15 protein-coding genes are annotated in these 12475 nt (G+C 57.5%); 10 read left to right on the top strand and 5 right to left on the bottom strand.

The genetic code is table 11. The annotated features are described in order from the left end of the window. Window positions 1-50 precede the first annotated feature (50 nt). Window positions 51-503, top strand: coding sequence for an Lrp/AsnC family transcriptional regulator (locus GOX75_RS18045; protein WP_171125414.1), 453 nt, complete (start codon window positions 51-53; stop codon window positions 501-503). A gap of 116 nt (window positions 504-619) precedes the next feature. Further along, window positions 620-1198 (top strand): PA14 domain-containing protein, encoded by a 579-nt coding sequence (locus tag GOX75_RS18040; RefSeq protein ID WP_171125412.1) that lies wholly within the window; start codon window positions 620-622, stop codon window positions 1196-1198. A 33-nt stretch (window positions 1199-1231) separates the two neighbouring features. Here GOX75_RS18040 and GOX75_RS18035 read toward each other — a convergent pair whose 3' ends face one another. Continuing rightward, window positions 1232-2194, bottom strand: a complete 963-nt coding sequence (locus tag GOX75_RS18035; protein WP_171125410.1) for an L-malyl-CoA/beta-methylmalyl-CoA lyase — start codon at window positions 2192-2194, stop codon at window positions 1232-1234. A 295-nt stretch (window positions 2195-2489) separates the two neighbouring features. Here GOX75_RS18035 and dgcN point away from each other — a divergent pair, with 295 nt between their 5' ends. The 3 genes from dgcN (at window position 2490) to GOX75_RS18020 (ending at window position 5393) form a co-directional block, all read left to right on the top strand. Beyond that, window positions 2490-3491, top strand: a complete 1002-nt coding sequence (dgcN, locus tag GOX75_RS18030; RefSeq protein ID WP_171125408.1) for an N-acetyltransferase DgcN — start codon at window positions 2490-2492, stop codon at window positions 3489-3491. A 65-nt stretch (window positions 3492-3556) separates the two neighbouring features. After that, on the top strand, window positions 3557-4522 hold the full coding sequence (gene dgcA / locus GOX75_RS18025) for an N-acetyl-D-Glu racemase DgcA (protein WP_171125407.1): 966 nt from the start codon (window positions 3557-3559) through the stop codon (window positions 4520-4522). Between the two features lie 10 nt (window positions 4523-4532). Then, the gene (locus GOX75_RS18020; protein WP_171125405.1) at window positions 4533-5393 is read left to right on the top strand and encodes a D-amino-acid transaminase; all 861 of its coding nucleotides are present in this window, start codon (window positions 4533-4535) and stop codon (window positions 5391-5393) included. A 44-nt stretch (window positions 5394-5437) separates the two neighbouring features. Here the strand turns inward: GOX75_RS18020 and GOX75_RS18015 are convergent, their stop codons facing one another. The 3 genes from GOX75_RS18015 to GOX75_RS18005 form a co-directional block, all read right to left on the bottom strand. After that, complete coding sequence (locus GOX75_RS18015) at window positions 5438-5752, bottom strand: DUF1244 domain-containing protein (RefSeq protein ID WP_171125403.1); 315 nt, start codon at window positions 5750-5752, stop codon at window positions 5438-5440. Between the two features lie 74 nt (window positions 5753-5826). Next, window positions 5827-6066, bottom strand: a complete 240-nt coding sequence (locus tag GOX75_RS18010) for a DUF6868 family protein (RefSeq protein WP_171125401.1) — start codon at window positions 6064-6066, stop codon at window positions 5827-5829. Between the two features lie 59 nt (window positions 6067-6125). Continuing rightward, window positions 6126-6863, bottom strand: coding sequence for an N-formylglutamate amidohydrolase (locus GOX75_RS18005; RefSeq protein WP_171125398.1), 738 nt, complete (start codon window positions 6861-6863; stop codon window positions 6126-6128). Window positions 6864-6996: 133 nt separating this feature from the next. Between GOX75_RS18005 and pyk the strand changes: the two genes are divergently transcribed. The 5 genes from pyk to rplT all read left to right on the top strand — a co-directional run bounded on the left by pyk (window position 6997) and on the right by rplT (window position 11441). Beyond that, entirely contained in the window at window positions 6997-8442 is a 1446-nt protein-coding gene (gene pyk, locus GOX75_RS18000; protein WP_171125396.1) for a pyruvate kinase, read from the top strand. A gap of 234 nt (window positions 8443-8676) precedes the next feature. Further along, the gene (locus GOX75_RS17995) at window positions 8677-9114 is read left to right on the top strand and encodes a universal stress protein (protein ID WP_171125394.1); all 438 of its coding nucleotides are present in this window, start codon (window positions 8677-8679) and stop codon (window positions 9112-9114) included. A 13-nt stretch (window positions 9115-9127) separates the two neighbouring features. Then, the gene (locus GOX75_RS17990) at window positions 9128-10678 is read left to right on the top strand and encodes a sodium:alanine symporter family protein (protein WP_171125392.1); all 1551 of its coding nucleotides are present in this window, start codon (window positions 9128-9130) and stop codon (window positions 10676-10678) included. A 182-nt stretch (window positions 10679-10860) separates the two neighbouring features. Then, on the top strand, window positions 10861-11061 hold the full coding sequence (gene rpmI, locus GOX75_RS17985) for a 50S ribosomal protein L35 (protein ID WP_010443552.1): 201 nt from the start codon (window positions 10861-10863) through the stop codon (window positions 11059-11061). Window positions 11062-11075: 14 nt separating this feature from the next. Then, a complete protein-coding gene (gene rplT / locus GOX75_RS17980; RefSeq protein WP_008756009.1) occupies window positions 11076-11441 on the top strand; it encodes a 50S ribosomal protein L20 in 366 nt (121 codons plus the stop codon). A gap of 116 nt (window positions 11442-11557) precedes the next feature. On the opposite strand, the gene GOX75_RS17975 is transcribed toward rplT, so the two are convergent. Beyond that, window positions 11558-12331: an ankyrin repeat domain-containing protein gene (locus tag GOX75_RS17975; protein ID WP_171125390.1), complete on the bottom strand. Its 774-nt coding sequence runs from the start codon at window positions 12329-12331 to the stop codon at window positions 11558-11560. Between the last annotated feature and the right edge of the window lie 144 nt (window positions 12332-12475).

The following is a 12475-nucleotide window of genomic DNA, read 5'->3' as shown; positions in this document are numbered from 1 at the left end:
GGGCAAATGAAATTGCGTTTTTGTGCGTGATTGTCATAGTTTTGCAATCAATGACCAAGATAGATCAAATAAATCAGCAAATATTGCACGAGCTTTCGCGTGATGGACGGATCAGCAATCTGGATCTGGCCGAACGTGTCGGGCTTTCCCCGTCTGCCTGCCTGCGCCGTGTGCAAGAGCTGGAGCGTTCAGGGGTGATCGCCGGATATCGCGCGGTGTTGAACCCGGCGGCGGTTGGTGTGGGGTTTGTGGCCTATATCGGCGTGGGGCTGGGTGAACATACCAAAGCCGCGCAGGAAGGGTTCGAGCGCGCCCTTCAGCGTGCCCCCGAAGTGGTTGAGTGTCACAACATCACTGGCACCATAGAATACCTGCTGCGCGTCGAATGCGCAGACCTTCCGGCATATAAGACCTTTCATACGGATGTGCTGGGAACGCTGCCCCATGTCACGTCGATTACGTCTTATGTCGTCATGGATTCGCCCAAAGATATGCGTGCTTAGCCTTGCGATTGTGATGTTTAACCGTCTTGCGGGGTTAATTTTCACACCCTAGTGTCAGTTAATGACCTAATTTGACGGGGAACATACCCCGCGGGATGACTCTCAGGGAGGAGAAAATGAAACTCTTCAGAACAGGGGCGCTCGTCGCAGTATTCGCGATGATTGCCGGTGCGGCCATGACAGCGCCGCTCAAGCTGCAACCTGCCAGCCCCCAGCCCAGTCCAAAAGCGGGGCTTAACGTGAAGTATGCATGGGAGGGTAATCCTCCACGCAAGATCCAGAACCTGTCCAAGGTCGATTTTTTGCTGAAAAAGGCCAAGCCGGGTCAGCCGTTGCGCGGGTTGGACTACCGCGATACGTCAGAAGGCGACCCGGTGCTGACGTTCAACGAAGCGTTCAACGTCGCGGCTGAGATCACCGGTTATATCAAGTTCAACGCGCCCGGTGTCTACGAGCTTGAGACATGGTCCAATGACGGGATCGACGCTTGGGTCGGCGGGCAGCAGATCGGGTATTTCAATGGTCGTCAGGGTTGCGATGCAAACCAGAGGACCGAGGTCGAAGTCCCGCAGGCTGGATGGTACCCCCTGAAGATCAAGTATTTTCAGAAATACGGAACGTCTTGCCTGATGATGAAATGGGGCAAGAAAGGCGAGCGGTTCACCTGGACCCCCAACGACGTCTTTGGCCGTTAAGAAAAAGGCGCCCTTCGGGGCGCCTTTTCAGTTTCAACCGTTTGCGGCGATCAATTCAGCCTGCGCCACGATGACCTCGGCCTGTTTGATCGACGCGATGTCTACCAGACGCCCCTTGTAAACCGTTGCGCCTTCGCCGTTGGCCTTTGCCTGTTCCATCGCAGCAAGGATTTCGCGGGCCTCGGACACGGCCTCTTCCGACGGGGTGAAGACCTGATTGGCCAGCGCGATCTGCTTGGGATGGATCGCCCATTTGCCGACCATGCCCAAAGTGGCCGAGCGTTTGGCCTGCGCGATATAGCCTTCGTCATCCGAGAAATCGCCGAACGGCCCATCCACGGGCAACACGCCATGGGTGCGGCAAGCGGCGACGATGGCGGCCTGCGCCCAGTGCCACGGATCAGACCAGTGCTTTTCGCCCTCGCGCAGCATGTAATAGTTTTCCTGCGTGCCACCGATGCCGGTGGTCTGCATCCCCATCGAGGCGGCAAAGTCCGCAGCACCAAGGCTCATGGCCTGCATTCGGGGCGAAGAGGCCGCAATTTCCTCGACATGGGCGATGCCTGCGGCGGATTCGATGATCACCTCAAAGCTGACGGGCTTGGCGCGGCCCTTGGCGCGCTCGATCGCTGTGACCAGCGCGTCTACAGCGTAGACATCTGCTGCGCATCCGACTTTAGGGATCATGATCTGGTCCAGACGATCGCCTGCCTGTTCCAGCAGATCAACCACGTCACGGTACCAGTAAGGTGTGTCCAGCCCGTTGATGCGGACGGACATATACTTGCCGCCCCAGTCGATGGTGTTCAGCGCTTCGATTACATTGGCGCGGGCTGCACCCTTGTCACTAGGTGCGACCGAGTCCTCAAGGTCCAGATTGATCACATCGGCTGCAGACGCGGCCATTTTCGGGAACAGTTTGGTGTTTGATCCCGGCCCGAACAATTGGCAGCGGTTGGGGCGCGCGGGGGCGGCGGGTTGGATGCGAAAGCTCATCTGGACCTCGTGCGAGAAAGGAAATTGCGATTTTCTTGCTTCTTGAGGTATTAAATTGCGCGGTGCTGCGCAAGCGTCTTTGTGCAGATGCGGCAATGCAATCGCAGCATTCACCGTAATACGCTGCGTCGCTGGAGGTTAAAGTTTAATCGCTTTGAAAACTTGGGATAATTTTGCGCGTCAGGTAAAAATTACGCAAAATTATCCCTCGCGACCCGGCGTCCTTGCGGGAAAACGCGAAACACTCGTTCGGGTGCTTCAATAATCTGCGCCGGAATCAAAGGAGTGCACCGCAATGATCGAGACACCGTATCTGTTGTTTTTGGGCGATGCGCCCGACCAGTTGGCGGCAAAGGTTGCCATCGGAATCCGCGACTGGCGACCGGAAAACGCCGTGGGTCAATACCGCATGGACGGCTGTAAGGCCGATCTTGGCATGACGGATATGACGCTTGCCGAAGCCAAGGCCGCCGGGGCAAAGACGTTGGTGATCGGCGTTGCCAATCGCGGCGGTGTGATCAGCGCAGCGTGGAAGAAGGTGCTGATCGAAGCGCTGGAGATGGGCTATGATCTGGCGTCCGGCCTGCACAACCTGCTGCGTGATGAGGGCGATCTGGTCGCGGCTGCTCAGACTCATGGTTGCACGTTGCATGATGTGCGGGTGCCGACCGTTGGGTATCCGATTGCAAATGGTCGTAAGCGCGCAGGCAAGCGCTGTCTGGCCGTGGGCACCGATTGTTCCGCGGGCAAGATGTATACCGCCATGTCGATGGATGCCGAGATGCGCAAGCGGGGGATGAAGTCGACCTTCCGTGCCACGGGGCAGACGGGCATTCTGATCACCGGGCAGGGCGTTCCACTGGACGCGGTCGTGGCCGATTTCATGGCGGGTGCGGTTGAATACCTAACGCCCGAGAATGACGCAGATCACTGGGATCACATCGAAGGGCAGGGTTCGCTTTATCATGTATCTTATTCCGGCGTGACCATGGCGCTGATCCATGGCGGCCAACCGGATGCGCTGATCCTGTGCCACGAACCCACCCGGACCCATATGCGCGGCTTGCCGGAATATTCTTTGCCGACGCTGCCTGAACTGCGCGACGCCGCCCTTCCGATGGCCCGGATCGCGAATCCGGCCTGTCAGGTTGTCGGGGTGTCGATCAACACGCAGAACCTAAGCGAAGAGGACGCTTTGGCCTATATCGCCGAGGTTGAGGCCGAGATGGGCCTGTCCGCCACTGATCCCTATCGGTTTGGTGCGGGTAAATTGGTGGATGCGCTAGCCGCGCTGTGATCTAAGCGCTGGGCCGGTGGCGTTTGTTGCCGGCCTTTTCGACACTAAACTGAAAGGGTAGGCGCGTGCAGATAGAGGTCTCTCGTGATGTGTTTCGGCTGGCGCAGGTGTTCACCATTTCGCGCGGGTCGCGGACCGAGGCGAAGGTTCTGACGGTCCGGTTGTCGGATGGCGTGCATCAGGGCTGGGGCGAATGTGTTCCTTACGCGCGTTATGACGAAACGCTGGAGTCCGTCGAGGCCGAGATTGCGGGCCTGCCAGCCGAATTTACACGCCAGTCGCTGATGGACTTGTTGCCCGCCGGGGCTGCACGAAATGCTGTGGATTGCGCTCTGTGGGATCTGGAATGCAAACGCGCAGGGAGACGTGCCTGGGACCTTGCTGGTCTGCCGGTTCCGGGGCCAGAGATTACCGCCTATACCCTTTCGCTGGACACGCCCGAGGCGATGCAGGCGCAAGCGGCGCAAAACGCGCATCGCCCGTTGCTGAAGATAAAGCTGGGCACGCCGGACGACATGCCCCGGCTGGAGGCTGTTCGCGCAGGCGCGCCTGGCGCGCAGATCATTGTCGACGCGAATGAGGGCTGGTCTGCCACCGTCTATGCCGATCTGGCCCCGCATCTGGTGCGTCTGGGTGTTGCGTTGGTCGAGCAGCCCTTGCCCGCAGGTGAAGATGACGCGTTGATCGGGATGGAGCGTCCGGTGCCGGTCTGTGCTGACGAATCCTGTCATGACCGCGCCAGCCTGCCCGGCCTTAAGGGTAAATACGACGTGGTCAACATAAAGCTCGACAAAAGCGGCGGCCTGACCGAGGCGCTGGCCCTGCGTGATCAGGCGCTGGCCCAAGGCTATAAGGTCATGGTTGGTTGTATGGTCGGCAGCTCGCTTGCGATGGCCCCTGCGACCTTATTGGCGCGGGGTGCGATGGTAACGGACCTTGACGGCCCGCTTCTTCTGGCCGAAGACCGAACCAACCCGCTGATTTTTGATGACGCCGGAGTGCATCCGCCTTCAAGCGCGCTCTGGGGCTGAGGAGAACAACATGACCCGCACCGTTTACGTGAACGGAGAATACCTGCCCGAGACCGAGGCCAAAGTCTCGATCTTTGACCGTGGTTTCCTGATGGCCGACGCTGTTTACGAGGTGACCAGCGTGCTGGATGGCAAGCTGATCGACTTTGAAGGCCATGCGGTGCGTCTGAAACGGTCGCTGGACGAATTGCAGATGGCCGAGCCATGCAGCAAAGATGAATTGCTGGAAATTCACCGCAAGCTGGTCGAGCTGAACGGGATCGTTGAGGGTTTGGTCTATTTACAGGTCACACGCGGCAGCGATGGCGACCGGGATTTTGTGTTCCCTGCGGCCGACACCAAACCAACGCTGGTTCTGTTCACGCAGAACAAGCCGGGACTGGCTGACAGCCCTGCGGCGCAGAAGGGGGCCAAGATCATCTCGATCGATGATATCCGTTGGGGCCGTCGCGACATCAAGACAACGCAATTGCTGTATCCGTCCTTGGGCAAGATGATGGCCAAGGCCGCTGGATGCGATGATGCGTGGATGGTCGAAGATGGGTATGTTACCGAAGGAACCAGCAACAATGCTTACTTCGTGAAAAACGGTAAGATCGTCACCCGCCCTTTGTCCAACGACATCCTGCACGGCATCACCCGCAAGGCCGTGCTGCGCATGGCGGCTGAGGCGCAGATGGAGGTCGAGGAACGTCTGTTCACCATTGACGAGGCGAAAGAGGCAAATGAGGCCTTTACCACTTCGGCCAGCGCTTTCGTGATGCCAGTGGTTGAGATCGACGGGATTGCTCTGGGCGATGGCACGCCGGGGCCGATTGCAAAGCGTCTGCGCGAGATCTACTTGGACGAAAGCCGCAAAGCGGCGATCTGATTTAAAAGGCTCGCTGGAATGGCGGGCCTTTTAGCTATATGTCCTCAGCCTTTCTTGCCGACGTTTTCTTCGAAGGCGACCTCGAAGGCGGCCTGTTTTTGAGGGCTGGCCCCGGTCTGATAATTGGCTTTCCATTCATCCATTGTCATACCGTAGAAAATCTGGCGGGCCTCGTCCTTGCCCATCTCAATGCCTTTTTCATTGGCGGCTTCCTGATACCACCGCGACAGGCAGTTGCGGCAGAACCCGGCCAGATTCATCATGTCGATGTTCTGGACGTCGGTACGGTCTTCCATCAGGTGCTTTTGCAAGCGGCGGAAAGCGGCGGCCTGAAGTTCGATTTCGGTTTGCTTGTCCATGGTCTGGCTCCGGGTAAACACTCTTGTTTTCTATGACCTAGCGGTCCGGTGGCGATGTTTCAACAAACAGGACGTCACGCCAGCTTCAACGCCAGCCACGGGACGATGCAGAAGATTAATGTCAGCATCTTGTAGTTGGCGAGATATCTGAAATAGGCCCGTTTCACGTCCGGGCGTTCCATCTGGAACATCCTGCCGTGGATACCGGCAATCCAGTCCTGCAAAAGCAGGACCATTGCTGTGGTAAACAGCAATACCGCGATATTGAGCACGGCCATCCAACCAAAGACGGAGGTGAGAAATTCCTGAGTCATAGTCGCCCCCTTTCCCACGATATATATGGGTTGGCGGCGAACCTCACAATGTCGTGCGCTTAAAGGTCGCTGTCCTCCAAAGCGTCCTTCAGGACGACTGCCAACCGTTCAGCCCATGTGCGCTGCCCTGTGTGATCGGCGATCAGGTCGTTGCGTAATTCGATCAACGCATTAGGGCGGCCAAATCCCGTGCAGTGCTTGTCGATCGCGTCACCGGGCAGCACTCCGGTATAGGGTTCGTTGATGCCAACGCACAGATCGTCCTCGGACTGCAGTCGGTTGATCAACGGGCGCGCAAAACGTTCGTCCGGGGTGTGCAGGACGCCCACATGCCACGGGCGCGGATCACGGCCGCGAAGCTGCCGGGTGAATGAATGCATCGACACAATCACCGCGTGGGGCAGGGCGGCTAATTCAGCCAGCGCATTGTGATATGGGCGATAGCACATGTTCAAGCGGCGTTCGCGCTCGGCGTTGTCGGCGTGGCGGTTGCTGGGAATGATCGAGCCATCATAGAGCTTCATCAGCAAGGTCGGGTCATCCTCACCCCGGTTGGGGTCGATCACAAGGCGCGAGAAATTGGCGGCAATGACGGGTGCGTTTAGGATCTCGCCCAGATGCTTGGACACCTCATAGGCGCCAACGTCATAGGCGATGTGACGTTCCATATCCTCGCGCGGCAGGCCGAGGTCCCCGCCGTTGATATCGGGCGGAACGATGTTGGTTGCGTGGTCGCATGTGATCAGCCAGCGCGACGGGCGATCAGCGCCGTGGATAAAAAACGGAGAATACGTCATAAGCCTGTCATCTAGTTTGTCGCAGGTGTAGGGCAGTTGCTTTGAAAAGGGAATTGCGCAATAAGCAGCCTGCGGCAATGTTTGCGATAACATTTTCGCGAAGCCAAAAGACGACGTGAGGAGAGCAAGACCAATGCGACGCCTGAGAAGTGTAAAGATCGTGGCGACGCTGGGACCGGCGTCCAACGATTATAATACCATTCGTGCCCTGCACGAGGCCGGGGCGGATGTGTTCCGCCTGAACATGAGCCATGGCAGTCATGATGAAATTCGCGAACGTCATCAAATCATTCGGCAGGTAGAGAAGGATCTGGACAGCCCGATTGCGATCCTTGCCGACCTTCAGGGCCCGAAACTGCGCGTGGGCGTCTTTGCCAACGATGCGGAAGAACTGGTTGAGGGAGCAGCTTTCCGGCTGGACCTTGATCCAAAGCCTGGGGATATCAGCCGCGTATGCTTGCCTCATCCCGAGATTTTTGCCGCGCTGGAGCCAGGTGCGCGTCTTTTGGTGAACGACGGTAAAATCCGTCTGGTCGTGCAGGATTGTGGGCAGGACTTCGCTAACTGCTCTGTCGAAGTGGGCGGGACGATTTCAAACCGCAAGGGTGTGAACGTACCCGACGTCGTGCTGCCGCTTGCGGCATTGTCCGCCAAAGATCGCGACGATTTGGAATTTGTCTGCCAGTTGGGTGTCGACTGGCTGGCGCTGAGCTTTGTGCAGCGCGCGAAGGACGTGTTTGAGGCTCGCGCATTGGCTGATGGCCGCGCGTCTATCCTGTCCAAGATCGAAAAACCGGCGGCGGTTGAAGCATTTGACGATATCCTTGATGCGTCTGACGGTATCATGGTCGCGCGGGGTGATCTGGGCGTCGAGCTGCCGGTGTCAGCCGTGCCGCCGATCCAAAAACGTCTGGTTCGGAAATGCCGTGGTGCGGCCAAGCCGGTAATTGTGGCGACGCAAATGCTGGAGAGCATGATCGAAAGCCCAATGCCAACGCGCGCCGAGGTGTCGGACGTGGCCACCGCAATTTACGAGGGCACCGACGCTATCATGCTCAGCGCTGAATCCGCTGCGGGCTCTTACCCGATCGAGGCGGTTCAGACGATGAATAAAGTCGCCATCGAGGTTGAGGCAGACCCAACTTATTCTCAGATCATAGCGTCTTCGCGCTCGGCCAAGGGTACGTCTGTGGCCGACGGCATTGTTGCCGCCGCGCGAGAGATCGCAGAAAAAACTGAAATCAAGGCGATCTGCTGCTTTACGCAAAGTGGAACGACCGCCTTGCTGACCGCACGCGAGCGTCCGGCCGTTCCGATCCTTGCGTTGACACCAGCTACGGGTACGGCCCGCCGCCTGTGCCTGACATGGGGGTGTCATTGCGTGATGACGCCCGAGCTTGAGCGGTTCAAGGGCGCGGTGGTGAACGCAGCCCGAGCCGCCCGTTCCGGGGGGTTTGCAGCCGAAGCGGACCAGATCGTTGTCACGGCGGGTGTGCCCTTCAACGTGCCGGGTACGACCAACATCTTGCGTATCGCGCCCTGCGACGAGCGGTTGATCTACAACACTGATCCGGGTTGAACCAAGCGGGAGCGATCCCCAGTCAATGCCCATAGCCTAAAAAGTGGGCAAAAAAAGTATATATAAAGCAACAGTATATCTAAATGGAGGGTGAATCTTTCAGTTTCCCCTCTATTTTTTGGTGTTTTTCTTGGATACTGATCCGCAAGGGCGGTCTACTCAATAAGTTCCAGGTTCCGGCTGCCCGGCCGGGGGCACGGGCCCCGGTATAATCAACAAAATCGGAGGAACGTCATGACAACCAAAATTGTCATTGGACTGGACGGGACAGAAACCGGAGAGCGTGCGATCGCTTTTGCCAAGGATTTGGCTGAACGGATCGGAACGTGTGAGTTGCTGGTGGTTTACGTTATCGAATGGTCCCCTTTCACTTTCCAAACACCTGAAGAAAACGCGTTGCGGCACAAGCGGCGCGAAGAAGAGGTCGACTTGGCGACGACGCGGATCGTAAGTCCGGCCGTGGATGCACTGACCGCTGCCGGATTCTCGGCGCATGGCATCGTGCGTCACGGCGATGTGGCAGAAACGCTGAATGCAATCACAGTTGAAAATGGCGGGACGCAGATCATCGTTGGCCGCGCGTCGGCTGATGGGTTCAAGAAACGGCTGTTTGGCAGTTCAACGCAGAACCTTGTGATGCATGCCGATGTTCCGGTCACTGTAGTGAATTGAGGGGGTGACGATTATGAACATGTTGAAACACTTGGGTCTGGCCATAGCTGCCATGTTCCTTGCTAGCCCCGCTCTGGCGCAAGATGCACCGGGGCTGGACGACAAAATCAACCAGGCTTTCGCCGATTTCACCGGGCCGTTTGTCAGCTTTATCTTTGCGCCCTTCCCGGGCACCGGGTTCCCTTGGATCGTGGGGTGGCTGGTCGTCGCGGCAACGGTTTTCACGCTGTATTTTGCCTTTGTTCAGCTTCGGTTCTTCGGCCATTCGATCAGCCTGGTCAAAGGCGACTATTCCGACCCCAACGACGCGGGTGAGGTCAGCCACTTTCAAGCGCTGGCAACGGCTCTGTCCGGGACGGTTGGTCTTGGTAACATCGCTGGTGTGGCGGTGGCTGTCGGGATCGGCGGACCGGGAGCCACATTCTGGATGATCGTTGCGGGCCTTTTGGGTATGGCGTCGAAATTCACCGAATGTACGCTGGGCGTCAAATACCGCAATGAATACGAGGACGGCACGGTTTCGGGTGGTCCGATGTACTACATGTCCAAGGGCTTTGCCGAATTGGGTCTGCCCGGTGGTAAAATCCTTGCGGTTTTGTTCTCGATCTTCTGTATCCTTGGTGCGCTGGGCGGTGGCAATATGTTCCAGGCGAACCAGGCGCATCAGCAGATCGCGGGCATCGTCGGCGACTATCCGGGGTGGATCACTGGTCTGGTCTTTGCGGGTATCGTGTTTGCTGTGATCGTCGGTGGCCTGAAGTCCATCGCGCGTGTGACTGAAAAGGTCGTACCTTTCATGGGCGTCATGTATGTATTGGCCGCGCTGGTCATCATCATCATGCACGCAGATCAGATCGGATGGGCCTTTGGTCAGATCTTCGCGGGTGCCTTTACCGGTCTTGGCGTTGCTGGCGGTATGGTCGGCGCGCTGATCCAGGGCTTCCGCCGCGCGGCGTTCTCGAACGAAGCGGGCGTTGGTTCTGCGGCGATTGCGCACTCGGCGGTGCGGACGAAAGAGCCGATCACCGAGGGCTTTGTGTCCCTGCTGGAGCCGTTCATCGACACCGTTGTGATCTGTACGATGACCGCGCTGGTGATCATCATCACCCAGCAGCTGATCATTGATCCGGCAACCGGCAACTACATGCTGAACGAAGCGGGCAACGCCATTGCGACGGTCGATGGAAACTCGGGCGTCAGCCTGACCTCGGCGGCCTTTGCCAGCGCCTTTGGGTGGTTCCCCTATGTGTTGGCCATCGCTGTGGTTCTGTTCGCCTTCTCGACCATGATCAGTTGGTCCTACTACGGCCTCAAGGCCTGGACCTACCTGTTCGGCGAAGGTCACACCAAAGAGCTGATCTTCAAGATCATCTTCTGCGTCTTCGTGGTTATCGGTGCGGCGGCCAACCTTGGCCCGGTTATCGACTTCTCGGATGCAGCGATCTTTGCAATGGCGGTTGTGAACGTCTTTGCGCTCTACTTCCTGATGAAAGTGGTGCGCGAGGAACTGGCTAGCTACGCAGCCCGGTTGAAGAGCGGCGAAATCCGCAAATTCGGCCATTAAGCCTTTCTACCGGGGCGGCGCGTGTCGCCCCGGTACCTGACCGCCCTCCGAAAAGCGCAGATTCTGGTCAAAACCCCCTTGCCAGTATGATCGAACTTGCGTAAACGGCGCTTCTGATCGCGTGACCGGCCGGATGGCATGCCGAGTCGCGTTTTGTACCGAACCCGAAAAAGGAGACGGAAATGCCTAAGATGAAGACCAAGTCGAGCGCCAAGAAGCGCTTTAAGGTGACTGCGACCGGTAAGGTCCTTGCTGGCCAGGCCGGCAAACGGCACGGCATGATTAAGCGGACCAAAAAGTTTATCCGCGACGCCCGTGGCAACACCACCCTGTCCGCCCCCGACGCCAAGATCGTCAAGGGCTACATGCCCTACGACCGCTAAGAGGAGATTAAGAGATGTCCCGCGTTAAAGGTGGAACCGTAACTCACGCCCGTCACAAGAAGGTCATCAAGGCCGCCAAAGGTTACTATGGCCGCCGCAAAAGCACCTTCAAAGTTGCACGTCAGGCCGTCGACAAGGCCAACCAGTATGCAACCCGCGACCGTAAGAACCGCAAGCGCAACTTCCGCGCGCTGTGGATCCAGCGTATCAACGCCGCTGTCCGTTCGCATGACGAGGCACTGACATATTCCCGCTTCATCAACGGTCTGAACCTGGCCGGTATCGAAGTGGACCGCAAAGTTCTGGCTGATCTGGCCGTACACGAACCGGAAGCGTTCGGTGCGATCGTCGCCAAAGCTCAGGCCGCTCTGGCTGCCTGATCCTCTGAAAAGAGACAGTGAAAGAAAGGCCGTCCCATTTGGGGCGGCTTTTTTCTTGGGGGCATTAGCGTGTCGGGCGGGTTTGAGAGAAATAAGGTTGCAGTGCTCGTCGAGTATCAGGTCTCGGTCATGTAGCGGTCAAAGACGGCCAGTGTTGGAGCATGCCCTTCAGCGAAGGACCGCCCGGTTTCACCCGCCAGGCAAACATCTGAAACCTTGCCTGAGCGGGAATGAATGTCAGCGCCGGCCAAGATAAGTGCTTCGACGACCACCGGGTTCCATTCCGAGGCGGCTGTGATCAGAGGCGTCCATTGCAGATTTTTTGACCGCTGCTCGATATCTGCGCCCAAGGCCATGCATCGTTTGATCACTTCAGTCAGTTCATTCGGTTCGATTGCGTCACAATTGCCGAAACCAAGTCCGTGCAGAACATTGTAGTCCGACCCCAACCCGAGCTTCGGATCAGCGCCCCGATCCAGAAGAAGGCGAACGACCTCCAGCGACACGCCAAACATGCAAGACATCGCCATATAAAGCGCTGTTGCTTCTAATTCTCCGTGGGTCGCGTTGATTTCCCAATGGTCCAATGCGTCCGCGACGGCCCCGAGATCGCCGTCGCTGATTGCATCAAAAATCAGTGGCTCCGGTACATGCTCTTTTACTGCTTTTTCAGCGAATTGGTTTGCGAGGTCTTGGCTGAACGATTTCTCGTTTAGCAAGTCAAACTGAGCGGCCAACTGCCCTAACTCTGGAATGGTGTCACCATATTTGGCAATCGCCGCGTCAAGTTCCGCCCGTAAAGCCTTTGCGTCCTCGGTGTTGCCTGATCCGTCGGTGATTTGGCTAATGAGAAAGTCGGAAATTCGCTGCTGAATAGAAAGGATATCCATGGTGCGGCAGTCTAGCGCGGAGTATGGCGAATTTAAGGGGGAAAAACAAAGCGCTTATATTTGCGCTCTTATTCGATTGTGCATTTTCGGTAGAATTGTTCCCGGTGCTACGAAATATAGTCAAAACACAAGAAAACCGGCGCA

The sequence above is a fragment of the Ruegeria sp. HKCCD7251 genome (assembly GCF_013031165.1).
In the GTDB taxonomy this organism is placed as follows: domain Bacteria; phylum Pseudomonadota; class Alphaproteobacteria; order Rhodobacterales; family Rhodobacteraceae; genus Ruegeria.
Note: the sequence above shows the minus strand (reverse complement) of the source record. Positions and strands in the feature narration are given on the sequence as shown.

Coding starts and splice junctions, on each gene's coding strand:
- GOX75_RS18045 (WP_171125414.1), top strand. CDS start 51: ATGACCAAGATAGATCAAATAAATCAGCAAATATTGCACGAGCTTTCG.
- GOX75_RS18040 (WP_171125412.1), top strand. CDS start 620: ATGAAACTCTTCAGAACAGGGGCGCTCGTCGCAGTATTCGCGATGATT.
- GOX75_RS18035 (WP_171125410.1), bottom strand. CDS start 2,194: ATGAGCTTTCGCATCCAACCCGCCGCCCCCGCGCGCCCCAACCGCTGC.
- dgcN (WP_171125408.1), top strand. CDS start 2,490: ATGATCGAGACACCGTATCTGTTGTTTTTGGGCGATGCGCCCGACCAG.
- GOX75_RS18020 (WP_171125405.1), top strand. CDS start 4,533: ATGACCCGCACCGTTTACGTGAACGGAGAATACCTGCCCGAGACCGAG.
- GOX75_RS18015 (WP_171125403.1), bottom strand. CDS start 5,752: ATGGACAAGCAAACCGAAATCGAACTTCAGGCCGCCGCTTTCCGCCGC.
- GOX75_RS18010 (WP_171125401.1), bottom strand. CDS start 6,066: ATGACTCAGGAATTTCTCACCTCCGTCTTTGGTTGGATGGCCGTGCTC.
- GOX75_RS18005 (WP_171125398.1), bottom strand. CDS start 6,863: ATGACGTATTCTCCGTTTTTTATCCACGGCGCTGATCGCCCGTCGCGC.
- pyk (WP_171125396.1), top strand. CDS start 6,997: ATGCGACGCCTGAGAAGTGTAAAGATCGTGGCGACGCTGGGACCGGCG.
- GOX75_RS17995 (WP_171125394.1), top strand. CDS start 8,677: ATGACAACCAAAATTGTCATTGGACTGGACGGGACAGAAACCGGAGAG.
- GOX75_RS17990 (WP_171125392.1), top strand. CDS start 9,128: ATGAACATGTTGAAACACTTGGGTCTGGCCATAGCTGCCATGTTCCTT.
- rpmI (WP_010443552.1), top strand. CDS start 10,861: ATGCCTAAGATGAAGACCAAGTCGAGCGCCAAGAAGCGCTTTAAGGTG.
- rplT (WP_008756009.1), top strand. CDS start 11,076: ATGTCCCGCGTTAAAGGTGGAACCGTAACTCACGCCCGTCACAAGAAG.
- GOX75_RS17975 (WP_171125390.1), bottom strand. CDS start 12,331: ATGGATATCCTTTCTATTCAGCAGCGAATTTCCGACTTTCTCATTAGC.